The sequence below is a fragment of the Mucilaginibacter jinjuensis genome, from assembly GCF_028596025.1.
In the GTDB taxonomy this organism is placed as follows: Bacteria; Bacteroidota; Bacteroidia; order Sphingobacteriales; family Sphingobacteriaceae; genus Mucilaginibacter; species Mucilaginibacter jinjuensis.
The window spans coordinates 5,895,520-5,920,033 of record NZ_CP117167.1; the positions used below are offsets into that span (position 1 = coordinate 5,895,520).

Consider the following 24,514-nt stretch of genomic DNA (forward strand, 5'->3'; position numbering starts at 1 on the left):
TTTTTTAGTGGCAGTGGCAGTTGTTGAACAAAGGAAACTGCTACTGCCACTCGCCACTGCTACTATTTAGAGACTTCAAAACTCACATACCCCATCCCGGCTTCACCATTGACAGTAATGCCCTGTATAACAGCGATATACTTACCCGGCTGATCTGAAGTATAGAACGATGCCTCATTTTTACCGTTGATACCTGTGCCGGCGGTAGGCAGCCAGTAAAGTACATTTCTAAAATCGGGCAGGTGGCTGTTGGTTTGGGCATCGGTATCGTATACCGGTGAGTAAAATTTGCGCTGCATTTGCATGCCTTCATAATCAAGTACTACGGCGCGCGGGTCAATTTCTACGCCGCCCATGTCACCTTTGTAGGTGGTAAAGCTAAAAATACCATCTAATGCAGTTGGGCCATAAAAGTAACGGGAACGTACATCTTCCAGTTTACGCACCTTCAGCGGGTCCATTGCTATTACTTTGTTGGTATTAAAAATCGGGATGCCATCAACCAATACCATCGGGTCGCTGCCTAAGAAGCTGGTTTCTGCTAACGTTTTAATATGATATTGGTTCTTCGGCTTCACAATATTCACTTCTGATACATACTCGCGCAACACCTCTTCCATAGTGGTAAAGCGGGTAAAGTCATCGAGCATATAAGTTTTATAGGGCCTAAAGTAAAACGCGCTGGTATCAATAGCCGGGGCATAAAACTGCTTAATTTTAGCTGACGAATACAGATTTTGTACCTGCATAGCCACGCTGTAGTTTTCTAGCAATGGCTGTGTAGCAGTATTTAGTTGCAGGGCTGGATAAGTTGTGTTTGAGAATTGCTCCGAAAAAGGGCTGAGTATTTCGATATGGTAAGTACTATCTTTCTGCGTGTTGGTTTGCACAATAATTTCGCCCGGCCCGTACATATCGCGGGTATTAAACAAGAGGTGCCCTGTTGAATCACTTACGGCAGGATACATTTGCACCCGTTTGCCCGGAATACCGAGATAAGCAATTACCCCTACCGCCGGTGTGTTATCGGCAATATTTGTCATCCTGCCTACAATTATGTGCCCATTATACTCAGGCAAGAATTTAAAAGATGGTGCAGTATTACTTAATACGTTATTCCAATCAAATTGCCGCCAACCCTGGGTGAGCATCAGGTTATCTAAGGCAGCATCAGTTTCGGCAGTCGCGTTAGCAAAATAATAAGAAGGCGATTCGATGTTTCCCCGTAACTCAGACGTTAGCCATAAATAGCTTTGAATATCTAACTGCTCCGGCTTCTGCAAAGAATCAATCCTGAAAACAGCCATCGATAAATCGGCCGTTACCGGCTTACCATCCTGTGTTTGGGAATTATAGGCAATGCTTACTTTTTTGCGGATACCGTAGGATAGCTGATTGGCATTGGCTTTTACCGTTAACTTCTGCCTCGGCCTTGTAAAATATAAGCGTTCGCAAACCGGTTGCTTGTTACTATTAAATATAGTGAAGTGGGTAATACCGGCATCCAGCTTACTTTTATCTATGGTAAATGTTGCTGATCCATTATTTAAATAAACATTCTCTGCCACTTTAACCGTCCGGGCAGCATGGGCGAATAAGTAAATCTGTCCCGTAGCATTAGTATTTACCTTAATAGTCAACTTGCCCGCACCATCATCGCTCAATTGCATGGCATAGCCTTCGTCTGCAACTGCTGGGAAATCTTTAACTATGTTCTTATTACCCGGTTTAATTACGGCACGATAGGTATCACCCTTAACCGGCGAAAGCATAAAACTACCCAGGCCGAATTTAGCAGGCTGAAAACGGGCCACGGTATCATTACGCTGATTAATTACTGCTCCTTTTAAATTTGCGCCTTTACCATTGCTACCTACTATCCTTATCGCTACTTTATTGGCCACGCCACTTAATAAATTCCCCCCTTCCGGGAAAAACTGAACATCATAATTAATAACCGGTGCTTCCGCGATTGATTGTTCGGGCGATTTTAGCGGGTTTATAATACTGATCTGCTTTTCAAAGTAATAATCAGGGCTATAATTTTTCATCCAGCTGGTATAAGCCCGCAGTTTGTAATTGCCATTTTCCAGGTTAACAGGTATGTATACCGATCCATTGCCGCTTGCATTGTTCAGCGCAATTTTGGCCTGCATTACCGGATTGTTGGCTTTATCCAACACATCAACATAAGCTGTTTTGCTAATTTTTAAGGGCTTGTTAGTTGCACCGTCTACATCGTACACTTTAACCCATAATATTTCGCCGGTTAGGTAAAAGCTTTTATCGGTATGCACAAACAACTTCTCGTGCAGGTTTTTTTGCTGATACTGGTTAAAACTGGTTTCAATAGTATTTACCTGCGCGCTTGCATTTAACATACCTGTTAAATTAAGGCATGCACAAACTACGGCGATATGAAGTATCCTGTTTCTCATAGCTATTATGGTAAAACATCCGGCCAATAAGCTGGCTTTTTATTATATCCGCCTTGTATTTTTAACCGGCAATCCACACAACCGCCATAAGCATACTGATACCCCAGCGTAACCGGCCCCGATCCATATGTTGTATAAATAATAGAGTCGGTTTGTGTGTATAGCCTGTTTAAACGATCATTATAAGTATCGGCTGGGTCGAATGGTAAATGGCCAACCACACAACCATATTCATTGGGCGGTGGATAATAGTTAGGTGTATATAACGGTATACTGTTATGCCCAATTATAAACCTTTTGTTAGTTGTGTTTGAGGCGCTGATGTAGCCCATTACCGGCTCATTGGCATCGTTAAGGTTATGCAGGTTACCTTTTAAATCACTTGGCTGGGCATCAAATATGCTGCCCAATTGCTCGGTGTTCTTTTTCAGTTTTTGCCAGTACTCAAAAGCCTCTTTGGTTAGTGCATATTGTTTTATCAATATACTGTAACCCAGGGCAAGCTTACCGGTCGATTCATCTACAAAAGTGATGATCTGGTTATTGATAACAGACTGGCTCAAATTCTCGGCCGAACCCACCAGAATCTGATTGCCGTTACCATTGATCCAGCAAATATTGTCGTAGTCGTCCGGGGTCATATAAGTTATAGCGCCATTTACATATTTGTAGCGGCTGTTATAATATGAGCCGTATTCCCAGGTTTCGGTAAAGTCCCACCTAAAATATTTCACTTTATTGGCAGCATCGTGGGTAGATACCATCATTTGTATGCCGTTGTTAATAACAGCATGCGTAATGGTATCAATTGGCGGGGTTTTATCAATCTCCACCATGTCTGATGCATACTCTTTTTTATCTGTCGTAATAATATGCAGCCTACAGGTTTGTGCATTACTTAAATTAATAACAGCGCTTTTATACACCCCATTGCCTATCTCTGCAAGCTGGTAGTGATTATTTAAATTATCTTCTACTAAAATAACAGCCCCAAGCTCGGGCTTTGATTTGGCCGTGTCAGAGAGTTGTACGGTGCGGCTTAACTTAATCGTAGTTGAGTCGCCATTGTTAATAAAGCCTTCTACCACCAGGTAATTAGGTGCCTGGGTTATAATAGTGGGCGAATATGGTTTTTTACAAGCCCCTATCGCACTTGTTATAAGTAGTACAAATAATATCTTCCAGCAATTTTTCATCGTCCTTAAAATCTGATATTATAGTTTATAAATGGTATGGCTGTGGCAAATATGGATAGCTGATAGCCATTGATAGTGCCGCCACTTGATGTGAAATAGGTTGAATAAGCATTCTTTCGGCCGGTTAAGTTGTAAACACCGATAGTCCACGAGTTGTGTGTAAGCTGATGCACGCGATGGTTACCTTCTATATTGATCGAAAAATCGGAACGGAAATAATCTGGGATGCGGTACTCGTTACGGTCGGAATAGTAAACCCGCTCGGCACCAGCATATTCATATTTGGCAATTGGCAACGTAATTGGCCGACCGGTGCTATATACCAGGTTTAACGACATGCTGTACCTGTGGGTAAAACGATAATTACCGGTAAAGTTGAAGTTGTGTGGCTTATCATAATTTGCCGGGTAGTAATTCCCCTCATTAATCAGCTCGCCTGCATTCGGATCGTCCTGCCGAAGGAAGGTGCGTGAATAGGTATAGCTGGTCCAACCGTTCAGCTTACCTACATTTTTGCGGATCAGAAATTCTATACCATAAGCTTTGCCCTGAGTGTTCAGCACATCGGTTTCAATATGCGGATTCATTACCAATACAGCGCCGCTCTTGTAATCGAGGTAATCCCTTAATCGTTTATAATAAACCTCTACCGAAGTTTCGATGGTGTTCGATTTAAAGTTTTTGTATAAACCCAGTGATACTTGGTCGCCATATTGTGGTTTAATGTTAGGGTCGCTCAGTTTATAAACATCCGTTGGCGAAATAGCCGTAGTGTTTGATAACAGGTGGATGTACTGGCGCAAGGTATTATAACCGGCCTTCACCGAAAAATCGTCGGTAAAGTTATACCGGCCTGATAGCCTGATCTCGGGCCCGCCGTAAGTCTTGATATTTTTGCCTTTGCCGTAGGCCGTGCTATCAATTAAGGTATTTTCTGTTTTAGGCTGTCCGGGTGCATAATCATAAACCGTATGCGGGCCCAGATAATTATATAATGAATAACGGATCCCTGCGGTAAAAGACAGCCTGTTGGTTACATCAAATTTATCGCCGAGGTAAAGGGCGCTTTCCAGTGCATGCTCGGGCTCCAGCATTTGGGGTACCACTAATGATCCGCTTCCTTCCGGTGTATAATTGCCGCCTTCTACATGATACAACAATGAGCTTAGGCCGAAATCGAGTGTGTGTTTGCGGCTCAGGTAATAGGTAAAATCTGTTTTAAGGTAGATTTGCCTGATGTCGAAGTTCAACTTATACCCATCAACCGGGTTGGCATCGCTGCTTACGCTGTACTGGTAATCATCAACCCCGGTAGAAATAAGGCTGAACAGTTTGTTACTATAAGTATGCTTCCATTTTATAGCTGCGTTTTTATTACTGTAACTATAAGTGGTATCGCTGTTTAATTTAAACGCATCGTGGCTCATGTAGCCGGTAAAGTACAGGTTATTTTTCTCATCAATCTGGTGACTAATGCCCAGGTTAAGATCATAAAAAGATGCGCTGCTATGTTTATAAGCATCAGGCAATAAATGCAGCAACCAATCCGAATAGGTAGTCCTTCCTCCAAAAATAAAGGATGTCTTATCCTTATCTATCGGGCCTTCCACATTTAGCCTGCTGGTGAGCAAACCAATACCGGCCGAACCTGTAAATTTCTTTTTATTTCCCTCGCGGTCTGTTACCTGTAATACTGACGAAAGCCGGCCTCCATAATTTTCGGGGATACTGCTTTTGTACAGTTCGATATCTTTAACAATATCCGGGTTAAAGGCCGAGAAGAAACCGAAGAAGTGAGCAGGGTTATAAACGGTCGATTCGTTCAGCAAAATCAAATTCTGATCGGCCGCGCCGCCGCGTACGTTAAAACCTGTGGTAGCCTCGCCTACCGAGGTTACTCCCGGTAATGTTAACACAATCCGCAGCACGTCAGCCTCGCCAAAAACGGCGGGTACTTGCTTAATACTTTTTATATCGAGCCGGGTAGCACCCAGTTCAACGCTGCGCACGTTAGCTACTTTATCGGCAGATACTTTCACTTCTTTCAGCGTGGTAACCTGCTCGCGCACATCAATATTAAGGCTTCCGTTAGAGTACATTACAACCTGGCGGTGCGTATCGCTCATGCCCAAAGCTTTAATATTAATGATATTGCGGCCCCGTGGCAATACAATAGAATAATAGCCAAACTGGTTGGTAGCGATCCCATTCTTAGAACCTGCTATCATCACACTCGCACCAATAACGGCCTCACCGGTTTTAATATCACGGATATAGCCCGCCAGGGTAACACTGCCACCTTTGATATTATTGGTTTTTATACCAACCTCGTAAAGCTTGTTTTCTGTTGTAGCCTCGGTAACTTTTTTCTCAGCAATATCTGCGGTATAATCGGTTATAGCCACAGCTGCCGCACCTCCGTTTGCTGTTGTGGCTTTGTTATAAAATCCTGCGGCAAGCTGTGGCTGTAGCTGGCGCTCGCGGGTCAGGAAAACGTCGTGCTCATTACTGATAGCAAAATGATAATTGGTATTGGCAAATGCCAGGGTAAGAATGGTAGCCAGTGGTTTATCTGCTAGTTGCAGGGTAACGCGCAGGCTATCAAACTGGGCGGCATCGTAATAAAAATGAAGGCCGGTTTTTGCTTGCAGATCGGCCGCTACTTCATCAATAGTTGCCTGTTTAAAATCAACACTGATTGGTTTTGTACTTTGCGCCATTAATAAAGTACAGCTAAACAATAAATACAAAAGTGACAGGTAGATTTTCTTCATATTAATGGTTTAGATGGTCATAATAAGAAGTGATAGCGGCTATTGACTTTTCTGGTGCTTTTTTGAAATTCAGATCGTTGGCTTTAATGTATTGCTGCAATTCCTTTTTATGGTCTTTAAGCAGTTTTAAAATATCACCTTCGCTGCTTACTGCCTCATAATCTGCCCCGCGTTTAATATAGAATTGCTTTTTTGTTGTTGTAAAATAGGTTTCAATATCATTACCCGAGGTTAGGTTTTGGATTGATTTGCTATACCGCGCAGTGGCTTCGGTTTTACCACTGTAAAACTGACCGTAAAAACCAGATGAAAAAGTCTTATTGTTAACCGTATCGGCAGATATGTATACAAAATGCTGGCCGTCAATATCAAAACTCGAAACCCTGTCACTCGCCAAAATATAATTCGAAACTTTATTGTAAAGTTGTACTACCAGTAAATCTTTATTTAAATCATAAAGCATGGGTACCTTGGTAAAAGTATAGCCATCAAACATTACCGTGCCCGCAACCAGGTCTTTCAAATCGTGAAAATTGGCATTGCTTTTTATCAGCGGGCTATAGGCCGTATATTCAATCCCATTATATAACCGCGATTGCTCACCAACGGCTTTATTGTAATTACTTACGATATAACTTTCAACATAACTGCTTGCAGTACTGTCGGCGCTTGCTTTTTGGGCATAGCTGCTGGTCATAAAAAAAAGAGGCAACAGGCCAAGGGCCAGTGCGCTTATAATTGGTTTCTTCATTGCAAAAAAGAGGAGAAAGATGCAATATCCCGAGACGTTATCGTCTCAAAACCAAATCTATAATTAATACTATAAAGAGTTAAGTTTATTTGTAAAAAAATGACTTTTTAGTATTTATCATTTGTAACAACATCGATGTATTAATTGTTATAAACCTGCAATACCTGTATTTGTACTGCGCTGTATGTTATTAAACCGGTTTATTCACTAAATCCATACTACTATGCGGCCCTTCATTATAGCTCACCAGCAACCCGAAAAGCTCCGGTCATTTCTGCAAGAACTGGAAATACGAGTGATACCTTACCAAACCAGTAACCAGCTTAAACATCATTTTTGTATTGAAGAAAAGGCGCCCCGCTTCGGTGTATTTTATAACCTGATGGGGCTCTCTGCTTACCTGCACCACGGCATGCATAGCGTATTCTATATGTTTGGCTATTTAAGGCACCTGGAAGAGCATGGCGTGCGGGTTATTAATGGTTCGAGGGCCTTCTCGCACGATGTATCTCAGGCACTTCAATTAATTTTATTGCAGCAACTGGGCATAAAACACCTTAAAACGCATGTAATAAACCATGTATCTGAATTGAAGGCAGCTTGCGATGGGTTGCGTTTCCCCATCGTAATTAAACCTAATGTGGATGGCAACAATACTCTGGCCCAATATTTTAATTCGACCGATGAAATAAACGATGCCGTTATTAATAACCGCATTGACCTTGGTGCCGACCATAGCGCCCTAGTGCAGGAATTTATTGAACCCGCCGGTGGTTATATTACCCGGGTAGAAACCATTGGCGGCAAATATTTATACGCCACAAAAAATCATATTCATAAGTCGGAAACGGAAACCTGCACACCATCGGCGAGCATCATCAGGTGTGTGGAAACCATTGTGCAAAATGCAGGCATTGATGTTGGCGGTGTAGAATATATTATTGACGAACGCACCGAAGAAGTGCTTTACACCGCAGTAAATACAACATCGAACTTTGTTAATAATGCAGAGAATGGTCCCGGCTTTAACCCAACTGAAAAATTAATTGATTTCCTGGAACACGAAATGGTGAGACTGACGGATGATGTTGCGGTGGTGTGATTCGGTTGTCAGTTATCGGTTGTCGGGAAAATAATAATCGCATTCTACAAGAAATAACGAATAAAAAGGTCCCGACAACTGACAACTGACAACTGACAACCCGTATCTTTACGCCCTATGGGATTGCCAGGCAGCAAAGAGCGCATTATTTTAGGGATTGACCCCGGTACACAGGTTATGGGTTATGGGGTGGTTAAGGAGCTGGGCTCTAAAACCGAAATGATAAGCCTCGGCATTGTGAAAATACCGGCGGGCGATGACCACATGATTAAGCTGCAGCGCATTTTCGAAAAAACGGTTGAACTAATCAACATGTATCATCCTGATTGCCTGGCCATTGAAGCTCCTTTTTACGGCAAAAACATCCAGGTAATGTTAAAATTGGGCCGGGCGCAGGGGGTTTGTATAGCGGCGGCGTTATCTCGCAATATCCCGGTGAATGAGTATTCGCCGCGGAAAATTAAGCAGGCTATAACCGGCAATGGTAATGCCACCAAAGAGCAGGTAGCCGCTATGCTACAGCAATTACTTCAATTTAAAGAAACGCCTGAGTTTTTAGATGCCACCGATGGCTTGGCTGTTGCCGTTTGCCACAGCTTCCAGAAAATAACCACAGGCAGGGGTAGTAAGATCAGCTATTCGGGTTGGGAATCGTTCGCGAAAGAGAATAAATCACGGGTAAACGCGCCGATTAAGTTTAAGAAGTAATTGTAGTTATTTGTTATTAGGTTATTGAGTTATTATTTGTGAGCGTAATAAATGGTACGAAACTATACATCCTACCAGTAACTTAATAACTAACTGCAGTTACTCGCCGTCTTCTTCCCTAATTTCGTTGTGAATCGTCGTCTTAATTTTAGCTGCTGTTGCAGCTAACTCTTCGCTGCTGAACGATAATTTCGGACGCGAAAAATCGATATCGCTCACCTTGTTAATCGGGATTAAATGGATGTGTGCATGCGGTACTTCGAGCCCGATTACTGCAACGCCAACCTTAAGGCAAGGGATGGCACGCTTAATACCACCTGCCACAATTTTGGCAAACATTTGCAGGCCGGTATAAGTCTCATCATCCAGATCGAACAGGTTATCAACTTCCTTTTTGGGGATCACCAGTACGTGGCCCTCAGCCAGCGGACTAATATCCATAAAAGCCAGAAACTCGTTACTCTCGGCAACTTTGTGTGCGGGTATTTCGCCTGCTATGATTTTGGAGAAGATGGTGGGCATTGGTTATTAAGTTATTTGTTATTGGGTTAATGAGTGTACTAAGCGCAGTTGTAATAATTTGTTTTAACAACCAATAACTTAATACACTCAATAACTAAAATCTATCTACTGATTTCCAGTATCTCAAATTCCATTTTACCGGCAGGTACGGTGATTTCTATTTTTTCTCCTACTTTTTTACCTAACAAACCTTTGGCTATTGGTGATGCTACAGAAATTTTACCGGTTTTAAGATCGGCCTCATTTTCTGATACCAGCTGATAGCTCATGGTAGCGCCGTTTTTTACGTTTTTGATTTTAACTACCGATAAAGCCAAAACTTTTGATGTATCCAGTTTCGACTCATCCAGTAAGCGGGCATTGGCCAGCAATTCGCCCAGTTTGGCAATTTTGGCTTCGTGCAAACCCTGTGCTTCTTTAGCTGCATCATATTCTGCATTTTCAGAAAGATCACCCTTATCACGTGCCTCTGCTATTGCTTTAGCAATATTAGCCCTCCCTGTAGTTTTTAACTGCTGTAATTCTTCCTTTAAATTTTCTAAACCTTCTTTGGTGTAGTATGCAACATCTGCCATAACTCAATATTATATTAAAACTTCTCTTAATGTCATTAAATAAAACCGCCCTTCCGATTTTACGTTACGCAAGGGCTTTAAAAACAAACAAGACTATAACGGCATACCGGCATAGTCTTGTTTGGTGTAAAACGAAGATAAGCGATTTAAATTTTAAAATCCAAATTTTTTAACCGCCTAATGTTCACGTGTGTTTATAAGTACAGCTACGGCTGTGCAATTGTTTTTAATTTATCGGCCAAAACCTCGCTTATCCGGCGATACGAGTCGAATGTCCAGCCAGCTACGTGCGGGGTTAGTAATACCTTGCCCGAAGTGCGCAACTCTTCATACCAGGCCTGTTCACCCAAACCCGGAAACTTCTCTACCTCCAGCACATCCAGCCCTGCTCCCAGAATCTTACCATCTTTAATGGCGTTTAGCACCGCTTGAGTTTTTACAATCGGGCCACGGGCTGTATTTAAAAAGAAGATAGGCTTGCGGAAATGGAATAAATATTCGTCATCAACCATGCCTTTGGTTTCTTTGGTGAGGGGGATATGCAAGCTCAGCACATCGCTAAGCTTTACAATTTGCTCCATGCTTACTTCACGGGCATAACCATCGCTAAAGCCGGTTTTATACTTATCATAAGCAATTACATCAACCCCAAAACCCGAAAGCTTTTTGGCCAAACTGCTGCCCATAAAGCCATAACCAATTATACCTACGGTTTTACCGCGTAACTCATAACCACGGTTGGCCTCTCTACGCCATTCGCCTGCACGCACTTCATCATCGGCACGGTTAAAATTATTCATGAGTGATAGCAGCATACCAATGGCATGTTCGCCAACGGCATCGCGGTTTCCTTCGGGTGCGTTAAGCAGGGTTATGCCTTTCTCAAGTGCGTAAGCCTCGTCAATATTATCCATACCGGCACCGGCACGGGCTACAAACTTTAAATTAGTGGCCAGGTCTATCACCTCTTTACTCACCTGAAATTTAGAGCGGATAGCCAAACCTGCGTACTCCGGCAAAATGGCCAGTGCTTCCTGTACTGTTATTTTAGGCTGATAGTTGCAATTGAAACCTAAAGCTTCGGCACCTTCCATAAAGGCGGGGTGCAAATCATCAACAATGAGTATGTTTTTATTATCCAAGGCCTTATTATGCTAATATTGAGGCGCAAAAATAATGTAAACCCTGATAATTAGTGTAGATAGCAAAAAAGATGCAAATCAACTGACAGAATGTGCCCTCCAATCGGTATAAGCACACAACAACGGGCCGTTCAACTCCCCGGCAAAAGATTTAGCTATTTGGTAAAAGCCCGTTTAGGATCAATGATGTTCATGAACACCATAGTGGGTTTCGAGCTCATGCGGCACGTGGCGATGCGAGTGGAAGTTTCCGTTTTCAATATCCCGTAACCCGGCTTCAATGCTTTGCTTAACGGCATCGGGCAGGTAATGGTAAAAGTCTGTACTGTTACGCTTCAGCACGGCTTTAATCTCACACAGCACATCGGGATCATTTACCTCCAGCAGCTGTTTTATCAACTCTAATTTTTCGGTTTGCAGGTCCATAATCAAATATACATAAAAATATACCTCACAAACACAATTAACTACCTGATAATTAATGCTATTTATGTATGTTCTTTAACACTACCGAAGTTGATTTTATATATGGTTTAAGCTGTGCATAAGTAATCAGCAAAACACGGTTAGGCTCGTGGTCCTGTGCTTCCTGCGGTAATACGGTATCTGTTTTTAGCAGTATGCCCTTGTCGGCAAAAATGTAGTCGCTCGTAATCACTTTGGGGGTTAATGCTTCTGTCGAATTAAGCAAATCATCATAAACATCTTTCTGCGCGTCTTCATCCTCCTTTACTATTTTTTCATCGTTGATGTTCTGCGTTAGCCATTTTTTATAACGCGCTGTTAAATAATCAACACCAGCCTGGGTAATTTCGTTATCGAGTGTAAATGGTTTCCCGGTATGCACATCAAGCGTTAGCCACTCACCGAATGATGTTGGGTGGTCGTCCATCCGGTTATAATATATTTCGATCGATATTACATCGGCATTTACAAACCCAACGCTATAAGTTACACCCGTTATACCACAGCCGCATTTTTGATAATTAGCCACAACATCTTCAAGCTTGTCGCCCTGCAATAAATTCTTTGGGGATAGGGCCTCTGTTAGTGCCGGATACTTAGTTGAAACTTCCGGAAACATCAGGCTATCCTTTTGCCCCTGGTAATGGATAAAAACCGTTTTGGTTGAAATTATAATATCGCTGCCCGGCTTGGTTTGGGCATAAGTAGTTTGGTAGGCCATTAGAAACAGAATAGCTAACAAGCAATATTTCATCTAAGCTTATGATTTTATTAGCTGTAACGGAATAGGCTGCCTTTAATTATTACCGAGCTTAATCAGTATTGCGATTTTCATTATTAGCTCCCTCTAAGTCTCCTCCGGTACTATGGTGCATTCACAAGTTTGGTCGGCCTAACGTTATACCCCTTTTTAACATTTGGGCAAGTTGCACTGACAGTAGTGTTCCCCTAATTTAGGGGAATGCAATGACTGTGCTACCACTCCTAACATTAACAAGGGGTAGAAAAGCCTTCTATACCAGGGAGGATTTAGGAGGGGTTTACCTCGTTTCGCTTATTTTATTAGTCAAGTTCACAAAATCAGCAACGGTTAAACGTTCTGCTCGTAATTCAAGTAATGCCTCCTCGCCCATTTTTTCTTTATTGATGAGTGACGATAGCGCGTTACGCAAAGTTTTTCTGCGCTGGTTAAAGCCTGCTTTTACCACCTGCCAAAATAGTTTTTCATCACAATCTAAAGTAAATACCTCATTACGGGTTAATCTGATTACGCCCGATAAAACCTTTGGTGGCGGGTTAAACGCACCGGCTTTTACGGTAAACAAATATTCTACCTTATAATAGGCTTGCAGAAAAACGCTTAATATGCCATACTCTTTGCTTCCGGCTTTGGCAGCGCAGCGTTCGGCCACTTCTTTCTGGAACATACCAACCACCTCAACAACCTGGTGGCGGTTATCCAATACTTTAAATAAGATCTGCGAAGAAATATTGTAGGGGAAGTTGCCGATGATGGCGAAGTCCTTTTTAAATATGGTGTTGAAATCCATCTCCAGGAAATCAGCATTGATTATGCGCGGAGCAGCAGTGGGGTATTGTTTCAGCAGAAACTCATACGATTCGGTATCTATATCGATGAGGTAAGTTTCGTATTCGGTCTTCTGTAACAGCACGTCCGACAGGATTCCCATACCCGGCCCAACTTCAAGTACCTGGGTATAGCCTCGTTCCGGATTTAGTCCGTTTACAATACGGGCAGCAATGTTTTTATCAGTCAGAAAGTGCTGACCCAGGTGCTTTTTCGCTCTGACCAATGACATATTCGTGAGTTTATTTGCAGCAAATTACGTGATATTTACGCTTTTGTCATGAATATTGGTGTTAAAATCTTTTATTTGCAGCGATTATGTTGATTCGACACGATATCGGTGCAATCAATTTTCTATCGGTGTAATTCTGTAAGTATGAGCGAAAAAATTAAAGTAGGTATTAGTATTGGTGATGTAAACGGCATTGGGCTCGAAGTAATTATAAAAACTTTGGCCGATGCGCGCGTTTTTGATTATTGTACACCTATTGTTTACGGGCATACTAAAGTTGCATCATTTCACCGCCGTTTAAGCAACGTACACGACCTCAACTTTAACGTTATCAGCCATGCATCGCAGGCTGTACACAAAAAAGCCAACATGATTAATTGCTGGGAAGAGGACGTGAAGATAGAAGTTGGCGTTAACAACGAAACCGGCGGCAAATACGCGTTCCTTTCTTTGCAGAAAGCCACTGATGATTTAGTGAACGGCGATATTGATGCGTTGGTTACCGCCCCCATCAACAAAGAAAACATCCAGAACGACGAGTTTAAATTTCCGGGACATACCGAATATTTGCAGGAGCGTGATAATGCGCCCGAGTCATTAATGTTTTTAGTAAGCGATACCCTGCGTGTTGGCGTAGTTACCGGCCACATACCTGTTACTAAAATAGCAGAGAGTATTACCGTTGAGAAAATACTGGGTAAGCTGAAGCTGATGAACGCTTCATTGCAAACCGATTTCTGGATCCGGAAACCACGTATTGCCGTGCTGGGCTTAAACCCGCATGCAGGTGATAACGGTTTAATTGGCACCGAAGAACAAACTACAATCATTCCGGCTATTGAAGAAGCCCGTGCCAATGATATTATGGCATTTGGCCCTTACCCGGCTGATGGCTTTTTTGCCAACGGCACTTACATGCAGTTTGATGCAGTGCTGGCCATGTACCACGACCAAGGATTAATTCCGTTTAAAACCATCGCTTTTGAATCGGGTGTTAACTACACTGCGGGATTAAAATTTGTACGCACATCGCCCGATCATGGCACGGCGTATGATATTGCAGGTAAAAACCAGGCCTCAGAAATTTCATTCCGCGAAGCTTTGTTTACAGCTATCCATATTGTAAAACACAGACGCGAGACAGCCGAACTGAACGAAAATCCATTGAAGTTTACCAAGTTAAGCCGCGACCGGGATTAACTACCCCGATTGTTTTTTAACTTACAACATACAGTTTAATGTAAAACTGCGTTTACATTAAAACAAAATCATGCCCGTTAACATCTATCTACCTAATGAATAATGTTTACAACCGGGTAAGGTCAATAGATGCGTTCCGCGCGGTTACCATGTTCCTGATGATCTTTGTAAATGATCTGGACGGGATTCCCAAAGTACCAACGTGGCTTAAGCACGCCGGAGTTAATGCAGATGCCCTTGGCCTTGCCGATACTATTTTCCCGGCCTTTTTATTTATAGTAGGCCTTTCTATACCCTTCGCTTTCGAAAAGCGGATGAAACAGGGTGATACCAAAATCCCGATGCGGATCTTTACCCGCTCATTTGCCCTGATACTCATTGGTTTTTATCATGCCAATATGGAAACCTACGATGAACATGCTGCCCTACTCCCTCAACCCGTTTGGGAAAGCCTGCTCACCTTTAGTTTCTTCTTCATATTTCTCGATTACAGCCAGATCACAAAGGCAAAACGATATATACTACAAGGTTTTGGAATTGGTTTGCTGATCGTAATGTCACTCCTCTACAAAACCAGCGATCCCGGTCAATCATGGTTACACTTAACCTGGTGGGGTATATTGGGTTTAATTGGCTGGTCGTATTTGTTGTGCAGCCTTATTTATTACTATTCTGGTGGGTTGTTGTGGATCCAGGCCGCAGCATGGATCTTCTTCCTGTTCTTCAACCTTGATTTTCATTTCGGCATGCTTAACTTTTTGAGCGGTGTGCAAAAATATGCCTGGATAGCCGGTAATGGCGCTATGCAAGCCTTTACCATGGCAGGCATATTTGTATCTGTAATGTATATGCGCCTTAAACAAAGCCAGGAAGTCAAATTGCTTTGGGCAGGGATGATCCTGTTGGCCATTATCCTTTTCAACCTCGGCTTTATTGTACGCTACTTTAGCGGTGGTATTTCTAAAGCGCACGACACGCCATCGTGGGTATTTATCTGTACCGGTATCAGTTTAGTGGTATATGCTTTCTTTGCCTTTGTGGTCGATTTTAAACACAAGTACAACTGGGTTAAAATTATAGAACCCGCAGGCAAGCAAACTTTTACCTGCTACCTGGTGCCCTTCCTCTTCTACCCTATCTATCAAATGACCGATTTGGGTTATCCCGAATACCTGAGCGAAGGCACAGGCGGCTTAATTAAATGCCTGGTGTTTTCATTCCTGATGATCTGGCTGGCCGGATTGTTAAATAAGATTGGGATTAGGTTGAAGATTTAATTTGGTGAGTGGTTGTACCCCTTTTGTCATTCCGAGGTACGAGGAATCTTCTGCGCCCTGTACAGCAGCAATGCATTACGAAGAAGATCCTTCGCTATCGCTCTGGATGACAAAAGAAAGTTAACAAATCTTTCCGTCCATCCCCTACAAATATCTTTCTCTCAAAATATTCAAATGGTGCAGTTCATGCCCAGCCATAGCATACAGTAATGCTTTAACAGTAATGGTATAACCGGTGGCATTTCCTCTGATGGCCAATTCTTCAGGCGTTAAACTATTGATGAAAAATAGATTACCGGCACGCACGGTTTTAAACTCCTCGGCCAAACTGGGTAATGTGCGGGTATTAGAGTGCGCTGCTGCCTCATAATCATTCTGACTAAATCCCGGCATGATTTGCTTTTCGCCACGGGCGAAGCAGAGCAGGCGATACGCAAAGATTTTTTCGGTATCAATTATATGGTTCAGGCATTGCTTTACCGTCCACTTATCTTCGGCGTAGGCATAGTCTCCTTTCTCGGGAGGCAGTTGCATAAAGAAATTATAGGTGCTGTCTTTTAGCTCAGTGAGTAATTCAATAACATCACCGTGTTCACTGGCCAGTTGTACATAACCGGCCTGCATCGGCGAGTATTCATCGGGTTGGGGTGCATTCATAAATTGTGGTATTGGTGTACCATCAAATATAAAATAATTTGAATAGCCCTACTCTCCTCCGCAGTCGCTCGGCTCTTGCCGGGTGACCTGTATTGCGCGGCCTCCGGCCGTTATTAAAATAGGCCTGAGGCCTGTTGATAGTCGTCACTCGGCAAGAGCCGAGCGACTGCAAAACTTTCGTTTCTTTTTCTTCCTTTCTCTTTTGTCCTCTCCTCTTCCTCTACAAATATCTATCTCTTAAAATACCCAGGTGATGTATTTCGTGCCCGGCTATTACATAAAGCAAACCGTTAACGGTCATAAAATAACCATTGGCGCTGCCGGTAAGGGTTAGCTGCTCGGGGGTTAGGCTTTCATAAAGATACATGTTGGCCTCGCGCGTTGCTTTAAATTCGTCTGCAAGGCTTTTTATGCTTCTGCTCTCAGCATCTATCGCAAATACATACTGGTCCTGGTCAAAGCTTGGCAGTTCCGTCCTTTCTCCGCGCGAAAAGCAGAGCAAGCGGTAGGCGAATATCCGTTCGCTATCAATCAAATGGCTTATTACCTGTTTAACAGTCCACTTACCTTCGGCGTAGGCAAAGCTTGCTTTACCGCGGGGTATCTGGGTTAAAAACTCGTAGGTATCGTCTTTTAACTTGTTTAACAGTTTAACAATATCACCGCGGTTACTGGCAATTTGTACATAGTTGGCCTGCAAGGGGGCATATTCATTTGGTAAAGGTGTACTCATAAGGGCTTGTAACAATAGCTTTATAGCATCAAATATAAATTATAATTTTACCCGCTTCTATTTTTTTAGATGCAATATTGCGCAAATAGAAACGTCTCATAATTTACTAACAAACAACTAACTATAAAATATGAACCTGAAAAAAATTTCCGGTCTGTCGGCACTGGCACTGCTCGCTGTTGCGGGTGTATCCTGCAAACGTTTAAGCACCGCAGGCGCAGATAATGGCGAAGCCACTAATCCGTTTTTCGAGGCAAGCAAGCTACCCTTGCAGGCACCAGATTTTACCAAGATAAAAGATAGCGACTACCAGCCTGCCCTTGAAGAAGGCATGAAGCAGCAGCAAGCCGAGATCAGCAAAATTGCAGATAATACAGAAGCGCCTACTTTCGAAAACACTTTAGTGGCCCTGGAAAAAAGCGGACAATTGCTTAACCGTGTAAACGGCGTTTTTAACCTCGTAACCAGTGCCAATACCAACCCCACCTTGCAAAAGGTACAGGAAGATGAAGCATCTAAACTGGCTGCAAACACCGATGCCATTTTCTTAAATACCAAATTGTTTAAACGTGTACAGGCCATCTACCAAAAACGCAACGATTTAAAACTGGATGCCGAATCGAAACGATTGGTTGAATATTACGAACAACGGTTCGAGCTGGCCGGGGCTAACCTATCTGAAAGTGCAAAAGATACGCTTAAGAAATACAACCAGGAAGAAGCCGGACTGAGCGCCAAATTCACCAACATGGTACTGGCAGCTAACAAAGCCGGTGCATTATTAATTACCGACAAAAGCGAATTAGCCGGCTTATCAGATGCCGAAATCCAGGCTGCTGCCGAGAATTCAAAAGCCGCTAAGCAGGATGGTAAATGGTTATTATCATTACAAAATACTACCCAGCAACCATTACTGCAGTCGCTGAGTAACCGGGCAACCCGTCAGAAATTATTTGAAGCATCATACACGCGTGCCGACAAAGGCGATGCCAACGATACCCGCAAAACCATTGCACGTATTGCCGAACTGCACGCTTTAGAAGCTAAGTTGTTAGGCTTTAGAAACTATGCCGACTGGAAACTGCGCGATCAAATGGCCCAAACACCAGAAGCTGTTGAGCAATTTCTGGGTAAACTGGTACCAGCCGCTACTGCAAAAGCAAAAGCTGAGGCTGCCGATATTCAGGCTGTGATAGATCAACAAAAAGGTGGCTTTAAACTGGAGCCCTGGGATTGGAATTTTTATGCAGAGCAGGTGCGCAAAGCAAAATATGACCTGGATGAGAACCAGATTAAACCATATTTTGAACTGGATAAGGTTTTAAAGGATGGTGTATTTTATGCAGCCAACCAACTGTACGGATTAACGTTTAAAGAGCGTAAAGATTTACCTGTATACCAACCTGATGTACGTGTATTTGATGTATTTGACAAAGACGGCAGCCAGCTAGGTATCTTCTATTGCGATTACTTTAAACGCGATAATAAAAACGGTGGTGCCTGGATGAGCAACATTGTAGGACAATCTAAATTACTGAACCAGAAACCGGTAATTTATAACGTGTGCAACTTTACCAAACCAGCACCAGGTAAACCGGCTTTAATTAGCGCCGATGATGCTAAAACCATGTTCCACGAATTTGGTCATGGGTTGCATGGTTTGTTCGCTAATGAGCAGTACCCAACCCTGGCCAGCCCGAATACTGCGCGTGATTATGTAGAATTCCCATCGCAATTTAATGAGCACTGGATGATGGATCCTAAAGTATTTGCCCACTTCGCTGTACATTACCAAACTGGTGCGCCAATGCCACAAGCTTTAGTTGATAAAATTAAAAAAGCAGGCACCTTTAACCAGGGCTATGCCTTAACCGAAGCTTTGGGTGGTGATGCTATTGATATGGCATGGAACACCCTTAGCGCCGATAATGCCAAACAGGATGTAGATAAATTTGAAGCAGCATCTCTGGCAAAAGCCGGATTGAATTTATCGCAGGTACCGCCGCGTTACCGCTCAAGTTATTTTCTGCACATCTGGTCTAATGGCTATGCCGCCGGTTACTATGCTTACGCATGGACTGAAATGTTGGATGATGATGCCTTCTCCTGGTTTGAAGAAAACGGTGGTTTAACCCGCGCTAATGGTCAGCGTTTCCGCGATATGATCTTGTCTAAAGGTAATACCGAAAGCTACGCAGATATGTTCAAAGCCTTCCGCGGCCACAACCCGGATATTAACCCGATGTTGAAGAGCAGGGGATTGGTGAAGTAAGGAAAAAAGAGAATAAAAGAAAGGGTGTCATGCTGAGGCACTCGAAGCATGGTGGGCAGGGTCTCTGCTCCCTGCGCTTCGGGCTTTAGGATGACACCCTTTTTTATTAACATATCGTAGAGGCCAACGCTTATGCTTCGTCCCAACGGAGTCGGGACAGCATAACAGCGCTCTTTTTGCATCTTCATAAATTAAATAAAGGAAAGGATGTCATGTTGAGGCACTCGAAGCATGGCGGGATGGATTAAATGCATAGTGAGAAAAAACCTTACGCCACCACAGCAGGTTCTGCCACTTCCTTCATCATACTTTTCAGCGCAATGCGGAAGGTGGTGCCTTTACCCAGTTCAGAATCTTTTACAAATATTTGCCCGTTGTGGTAGTTAACCACCATACGGCGGGTGAGTGAGAGGCCCAGGCCCCAACCTCGCTTACGGGTAGTGTAACCTGGCTTAAATACGGTTTCGAACTTATTACGCGGGATGCCTTTACCGGTATCAGTTACATCTATATAAATTTTCTTTTCGGCCTTGCTGCCAGATATGTCTACCCTGATGCTTCCGGTGCCATCAATGGCGTTAACGGCATTTTTAAGTAAATTTTCAATCACCCAATCAAACAACGGGATATTGAGGCCGGCCTTTAAGTTGCGGTTACCGGTTACCTCGAAGGTTATTTTATTACTTACACGTACCCGGAAATAATCAACATAATCTTTCACCACATCATAAACATATTGTGGCTCCAGTACCGGCTTCGAACCTATTTTCGAGAAACGGTCGGCAACAATTTCTAAACGGTGCACGTCGTTCTCCATTTCGGCAATCAGCGGGTCGTCCTCGGCATTAAATTTCTCTTTCATCAACTCAATCCAGGCCATTAATGAAGATATTGGCGTACCCAACTGGTGGGCGGTTTCTTTAGCCAACCCTACCCAAACCTGGTTCTGTTCAGATTTTCGTGAAGAGTTAAATGCAGTATAAGCAACCATTAAAAACACGGCAATAACAGAAAGCTGGATATAAGGAAATACCCTTAACTGGGTAAGCAACGGTGAATCTTTATAGTATACCAGCCAATAGCTTCCGCGAAAAACATCAACCCTAATAGGCTCATGTTGTTTTTTCATGCTGGCCAACTCATCTTTAAAATATTGCAGGTCGTATTTGGGTAAGTTTCTATCCTTTAACCCGGCAGATACTACTTCGGGTATAAATGTTTTAGTGGTATCCAGTCCTTTCGAAAATTTTAAATCTCCTTTTTCGTCAACAACAATGGCAGGTACCGACAAGCTGTCGCGTACAGACAAAACATAATTTACATTATCATTATCATCAGACGAGAGCAATTGTTTCATACTCAACGCCCACACCTGCGCACGGGTACGCTCGGCCCTAACCAGGTTATTAACAAGGTATTTGGTGTATAACAATGATCCGCTGGCTATAACTACAGCAAAAGCAAGCAGCAAATATTTCCAGCGTTTTCTTTGTTCGTAAGGGTTCATCATGTTGTGGTACTTCTCAAATTACGTAATTTTTTTTCAGTTAGTATACGAGGGTTCATTTAGTTGAGTTGTTGATTGGGTTGATTAAGTTTTAGGCAACCACTCAACTTAATCAACATTTCAACCTAATCAACTATAAACCTATCTTTGCACCCGATATGAGTGACCAGAAAGTAAGGGTGCGTTTTGCACCAAGCCCAACCGGTGGTTTACACCTCGGCGGCGTACGTACCGTATTGTTTAACTACCTTTTTGCAAAGCAGCACAATGGTACTTTTGTTTTACGGATTGAGGATACCGACCAAACCCGCTATGTTGAGGGTGCCGAACAATATATTTTAGACTGCCTTAAATGGTGCGGTTTACAAGCCGATGAAAGCCCTGTGGTTGGCGGCCCTTATGCGCCGTACCGCCAGAGCGAACGTAAACCGCTTTATCGCGAGTATGCCGAACGCCTGGTTGCACAAGGCCATGCTTACTACGCCTTTGATACCCCGGCCGAGCTGGAGCAAAAACGTAAAGAGATCCCTAACTTTCAATATGGCCAGGCACATCGTAACGAGATGTGCAATTCCATTTCATTAAGCCAACATGAGGTTGATGCCTTATTAGATGCACATGCCCCGCACGTGATCCGCATTAAAATGCCGGAAGACGAACAGATTGGTTTTACCGATATGATTCGCGGCGCGGTAAGTTTTGATACCAATTTGGTTGACGATAAAGTGCTGTTGAAAGCTGATGGCATGCCCACTTATCACCTTGCGGTGGTGGTAGACGATTTTTTGATGAAGATTACCCATGCTTTCCGTGGCGAAGAGTGGCTGCCAAGCGCCCCTGTACACCTGCTGCTTTGGAAATACCTGGGCTGGCAGGAGCAAATGCCGCAATGGGCACACTTGCCATTAATATTAAAACCAGACGGCCACGGCAAACTAAGCAAACGTGATGGTGCACGTCTGGGTTTCCCGGTTTATGCCATGAACTGGTTTGATGCTAAAACCGACGAGTTAACCCCGGGTTTCCGCGAGTTAGGCTTTTTACCCGAAGCATTTATTAACCTGCTGGCAACTTTAGGCTGGAACGATGGTACCGACCAGGAGTTATTTACGATTGGAGAACTGATCCAAAAATTCTCGATTGACCGCGTAAGCAAAGCCGGTGCAAAATTCGATTTCGAAAAAGCAAAATGGTTCAATGCCGAGTGGATCAAAAAGGAAAAAGGAGAAAAGATAAAGGACGAAGTTAAAGGGATACTTGCAGATAAGGGTATTGTTATTAGCGATGATGCCTACCTGTTAAAAGTAATAGATACCATTAAAGACCGTGTGGTTTTACTGCCGGATTTTTATCAGCAATCGGCCTACTTTTTTGCAGTGCCTGCCGAGTATGATTTGGCTGCCGTAAAACCAAAATGGACTGACGCTAAAACCGATTTCTTTAACGCATTAATAGCAACTTACAAAGCCGCCCCCGTTTGGCAACCTGCCGAACTGGAAGCTACCTTTAAAGCATTAGCCGAAGAAAAAGCATTGAAGATTGGTGATGTAATGCTACCTTTCCGCATTATGCTGGTTGGTGGTAAATTCGGTCCGCATGTGTTTGATATTGCTGCACTACTTGGCCAGGATGAAACTGTGAAAAGGATTGGATTGGCTTTAGAAGCGTTTACAGCTTAGGCTTCAGAAGCAAGAATCAGGAAACAATATTTTGAAAAGCGGCGATGAGCCGCTTTTTTTGTTTGATACTTCCCATTTTGTCATTGCGAGCGATAGCGTGGCAATCTCGTCGCCAATGCTTATTCGATCTGTACAGCTACGAGATTGCTTCGTACCTCGCAATGACAAATTGGATAAATACATCTCGTTATTGCAAGGTCCATTTTTGAAAAGTTAAAAAGCGTTAAATAATCCGCTCGCTTCTTAAAATTACAGACATTTAAGCTTTATGCTTAAACCTGTATGAAATTAATTTTTACTTTCCTTATTTCACTTCTTTCACTTACCGTATTCGCACAAAGCCCTCCCGGAAAATACATTCAAATCAACAATTCCAATTGCCTGATTTTCGATTATAATTACACTACTAAAGACACCGTTACCTGGACAGGAACCTGCCTGAGCAATTATGCCGATGGTTATGGCATTGCTACCTGGAAAAAGAACGGACAAGATTCATGCAAATACACCGGCTATCTAAAAGCCGGCAAACCCGAAGGCCGGGGTAAATTAGCATATGGCGATAATTATACCTTGCAAGGCACATTTAAAAATGGCCGGTTACAAGGTAAAGGCCTGATCAATGATGATGGGAATGTAATGAAAGCTCAATTTGTAAATAATACTTTACAAGGTCCGGGAACTATGACCTTTAAAACCAGACTATCAATGAAAGGACATTTTCTCGACGGGCAGTTTATCAACCTGGATAATCAGTATTTGAATCGCCTTGCGAAGGTTAAATCAAACCTTCAGAATACAGAACATATTTATAGCGATGTTAAAAAGACTGACTCGTTATTTTACTACACCGTATTACCTGAGGGCAGTATTAAAGGCGTATTGGTTTTGCTACCTAGCAGCGGCGAATCGGTAGAAAGTGTTATTTGCAACAATAAAAAGTTAGTTGAACAGGCATCAGATCAGCATATCATTACCATATTGTTATCTATTAATAACGCTGCTATTGATGAAGATAATCTAACCCTTAAATTTTTAAACAACACATTTCAACAAGTAACAGATCGTTATCATTTGCCTAAAGATAAATTTATAATTGGTGGATTATCAGGCGGCGGCATGCTTGCATTAAGGTATACCGAAATTGCAAAAGCAGGCGGCAACAAAACTTATATTATCCCTAAAGCCGTATTTGGTGCCGATCCTCCTGTTGATATGGCTGGGCTGTATAATACTTCGAAACGTTTTATAACCATGAACGATGGCCGGGCCAACTTAAGTCAGGGAATGATGAACGGACTGGCAGAAGCCAAATGGCTTGCTAATTCATTTAATAAAATTTATGGCGGTTCGCCCGACCAATTTCCTGATGAGTATATCAAACATTCTATGTATTCCCGGTCGCAGGTGGACGGAGGTAATGCCAAGTATCTTACAGATGTGCCGGTAAGAATTTACTGCGACCCCGATATATTATGGCAAATGAAAGAACGCAACCGTGATTATTACGACATGAATGCCGTTGACCAATCGGCCATGATTAACTTTCTGAATATAATCGGTAATAAGAATGCATCATTTATACCGGCGCTTGGTAAAGGTTACAGGCTTGATGGTACAAGACACCCGCACTCCTGGTCGATTGTTGATGCGGAAGGTTTGGTTGATTGGATTGGAGAGTTGGTTGATTAATTTT

The 24,514-nt window shown here is 42.8% G+C and carries 20 protein-coding genes; 7 read left to right on the top strand and 13 right to left on the bottom strand.

What is annotated here, in order from left to right; all coding sequences use genetic code 11:
- Positions 1 to 62: 62 nt before the first annotated feature.
- From PQO05_RS25525 to PQO05_RS25540, 4 genes are read right to left on the bottom strand one after another with little or no spacing between them, the layout of a single operon-like run.
- Entirely contained in the window at positions 63 to 2,438 is a 2,376-nt protein-coding gene (locus PQO05_RS25525; protein ID WP_273630333.1) for a hypothetical protein, read from the bottom strand.
- 5 nt (positions 2,439 to 2,443) lie between these two features.
- The gene (locus PQO05_RS25530) at positions 2,444 to 3,634 is read right to left on the bottom strand and encodes a DUF4249 domain-containing protein (RefSeq protein WP_273630334.1); all 1,191 of its coding nucleotides are present in this window, start codon (positions 3,632 to 3,634) and stop codon (positions 2,444 to 2,446) included.
- A 5-nt stretch (positions 3,635 to 3,639) separates the two neighbouring features.
- The gene (locus PQO05_RS25535; RefSeq protein WP_273630335.1) at positions 3,640 to 6,408 is read right to left on the bottom strand and encodes a TonB-dependent receptor; all 2,769 of its coding nucleotides are present in this window, start codon (positions 6,406 to 6,408) and stop codon (positions 3,640 to 3,642) included.
- 1 nt (position 6,409) lies between these two features.
- Positions 6,410 to 7,159: a hypothetical protein gene (locus PQO05_RS25540; protein WP_273630337.1), complete on the bottom strand. Its 750-nt coding sequence runs from the start codon at positions 7,157 to 7,159 to the stop codon at positions 6,410 to 6,412.
- Positions 7,160 to 7,382: 223 nt separating this feature from the next.
- On the opposite strand from PQO05_RS25540, the gene PQO05_RS25545 reads away from it, so the two are divergent.
- The gene (locus tag PQO05_RS25545; protein WP_273630338.1) at positions 7,383 to 8,261 is read left to right on the top strand and encodes an ATP-grasp domain-containing protein; all 879 of its coding nucleotides are present in this window, start codon (positions 7,383 to 7,385) and stop codon (positions 8,259 to 8,261) included.
- 117 nt (positions 8,262 to 8,378) lie between these two features.
- Positions 8,379 to 8,969, top strand: a complete 591-nt coding sequence (gene ruvC / locus PQO05_RS25550) for a crossover junction endodeoxyribonuclease RuvC (RefSeq protein ID WP_273630339.1) — start codon at positions 8,379 to 8,381, stop codon at positions 8,967 to 8,969.
- 99 nt (positions 8,970 to 9,068) lie between these two features.
- On the opposite strand, the gene PQO05_RS25555 is transcribed toward ruvC, so the two are convergent.
- From PQO05_RS25555 to rsmA, 6 genes are all read right to left on the bottom strand, one after another.
- Complete coding sequence (locus PQO05_RS25555; protein ID WP_273630340.1) at positions 9,069 to 9,491, bottom strand: HIT family protein; 423 nt, start codon at positions 9,489 to 9,491, stop codon at positions 9,069 to 9,071.
- Between the two features lie 101 nt (positions 9,492 to 9,592).
- Positions 9,593 to 10,066, bottom strand: coding sequence for a transcription elongation factor GreA (greA, locus tag PQO05_RS25560; RefSeq protein WP_273630341.1), 474 nt, complete (start codon positions 10,064 to 10,066; stop codon positions 9,593 to 9,595).
- A gap of 206 nt (positions 10,067 to 10,272) precedes the next feature.
- A complete protein-coding gene (locus PQO05_RS25565; protein ID WP_273633553.1) occupies positions 10,273 to 11,160 on the bottom strand; it encodes an NAD(P)-dependent oxidoreductase in 888 nt (295 codons plus the stop codon).
- Positions 11,161 to 11,388: 228 nt separating this feature from the next.
- On the bottom strand, positions 11,389 to 11,634 hold the full coding sequence (locus PQO05_RS25570) for a hypothetical protein (protein ID WP_273630342.1): 246 nt from the start codon (positions 11,632 to 11,634) through the stop codon (positions 11,389 to 11,391).
- 58 nt (positions 11,635 to 11,692) lie between these two features.
- Positions 11,693 to 12,427: a hypothetical protein gene (locus tag PQO05_RS25575; RefSeq protein ID WP_273630343.1), complete on the bottom strand. Its 735-nt coding sequence runs from the start codon at positions 12,425 to 12,427 to the stop codon at positions 11,693 to 11,695.
- 286 nt (positions 12,428 to 12,713) lie between these two features.
- Entirely contained in the window at positions 12,714 to 13,493 is a 780-nt protein-coding gene (rsmA, locus tag PQO05_RS25580) for a 16S rRNA (adenine(1518)-N(6)/adenine(1519)-N(6))-dimethyltransferase RsmA (protein ID WP_273630345.1), read from the bottom strand.
- Between the two features lie 144 nt (positions 13,494 to 13,637).
- On the opposite strand from rsmA, the gene pdxA reads away from it, so the two are divergent.
- Positions 13,638 to 14,693, top strand: a complete 1,056-nt coding sequence (gene pdxA, locus PQO05_RS25585) for a 4-hydroxythreonine-4-phosphate dehydrogenase PdxA (RefSeq protein ID WP_273630346.1) — start codon at positions 13,638 to 13,640, stop codon at positions 14,691 to 14,693.
- A gap of 95 nt (positions 14,694 to 14,788) precedes the next feature.
- On the top strand, positions 14,789 to 15,970 hold the full coding sequence (locus PQO05_RS25590; protein ID WP_273630347.1) for a DUF5009 domain-containing protein: 1,182 nt from the start codon (positions 14,789 to 14,791) through the stop codon (positions 15,968 to 15,970).
- Positions 15,971 to 16,114: 144 nt separating this feature from the next.
- Here the strand turns inward: PQO05_RS25590 and PQO05_RS25595 are convergent, their stop codons facing one another.
- On the bottom strand, positions 16,115 to 16,627 hold the full coding sequence (locus tag PQO05_RS25595; protein ID WP_273630348.1) for a DinB family protein: 513 nt from the start codon (positions 16,625 to 16,627) through the stop codon (positions 16,115 to 16,117).
- A 220-nt stretch (positions 16,628 to 16,847) separates the two neighbouring features.
- Entirely contained in the window at positions 16,848 to 17,360 is a 513-nt protein-coding gene (locus PQO05_RS25600) for a DinB family protein (RefSeq protein WP_273630350.1), read from the bottom strand.
- A gap of 130 nt (positions 17,361 to 17,490) precedes the next feature.
- Here PQO05_RS25600 and dcp point away from each other — a divergent pair, with 130 nt between their 5' ends.
- A complete protein-coding gene (gene dcp, locus PQO05_RS25605) occupies positions 17,491 to 19,632 on the top strand; it encodes a peptidyl-dipeptidase Dcp (protein WP_273630351.1) in 2,142 nt (713 codons plus the stop codon).
- Positions 19,633 to 19,900: 268 nt separating this feature from the next.
- Here dcp and PQO05_RS25610 read toward each other — a convergent pair whose 3' ends face one another.
- Positions 19,901 to 21,139 carry a sensor histidine kinase gene (locus PQO05_RS25610; protein WP_273633554.1) on the bottom strand — a complete coding sequence of 413 codons (1,239 nt, stop codon included), beginning with the start codon at positions 21,137 to 21,139 and terminating at the stop codon, positions 19,901 to 19,903.
- A gap of 158 nt (positions 21,140 to 21,297) precedes the next feature.
- On the opposite strand from PQO05_RS25610, the gene gltX reads away from it, so the two are divergent.
- Together gltX and PQO05_RS25620 are read left to right on the top strand one after the other, a co-directional pair.
- The gene (gltX, locus tag PQO05_RS25615) at positions 21,298 to 22,818 is read left to right on the top strand and encodes a glutamate--tRNA ligase (protein ID WP_273630352.1); all 1,521 of its coding nucleotides are present in this window, start codon (positions 21,298 to 21,300) and stop codon (positions 22,816 to 22,818) included.
- Positions 22,819 to 23,100: 282 nt separating this feature from the next.
- Complete coding sequence (locus PQO05_RS25620) at positions 23,101 to 24,510, top strand: MORN repeat-containing protein (RefSeq protein WP_273630353.1); 1,410 nt, start codon at positions 23,101 to 23,103, stop codon at positions 24,508 to 24,510.
- The last annotated feature ends 4 nt before the right edge of the window (positions 24,511 to 24,514 follow it).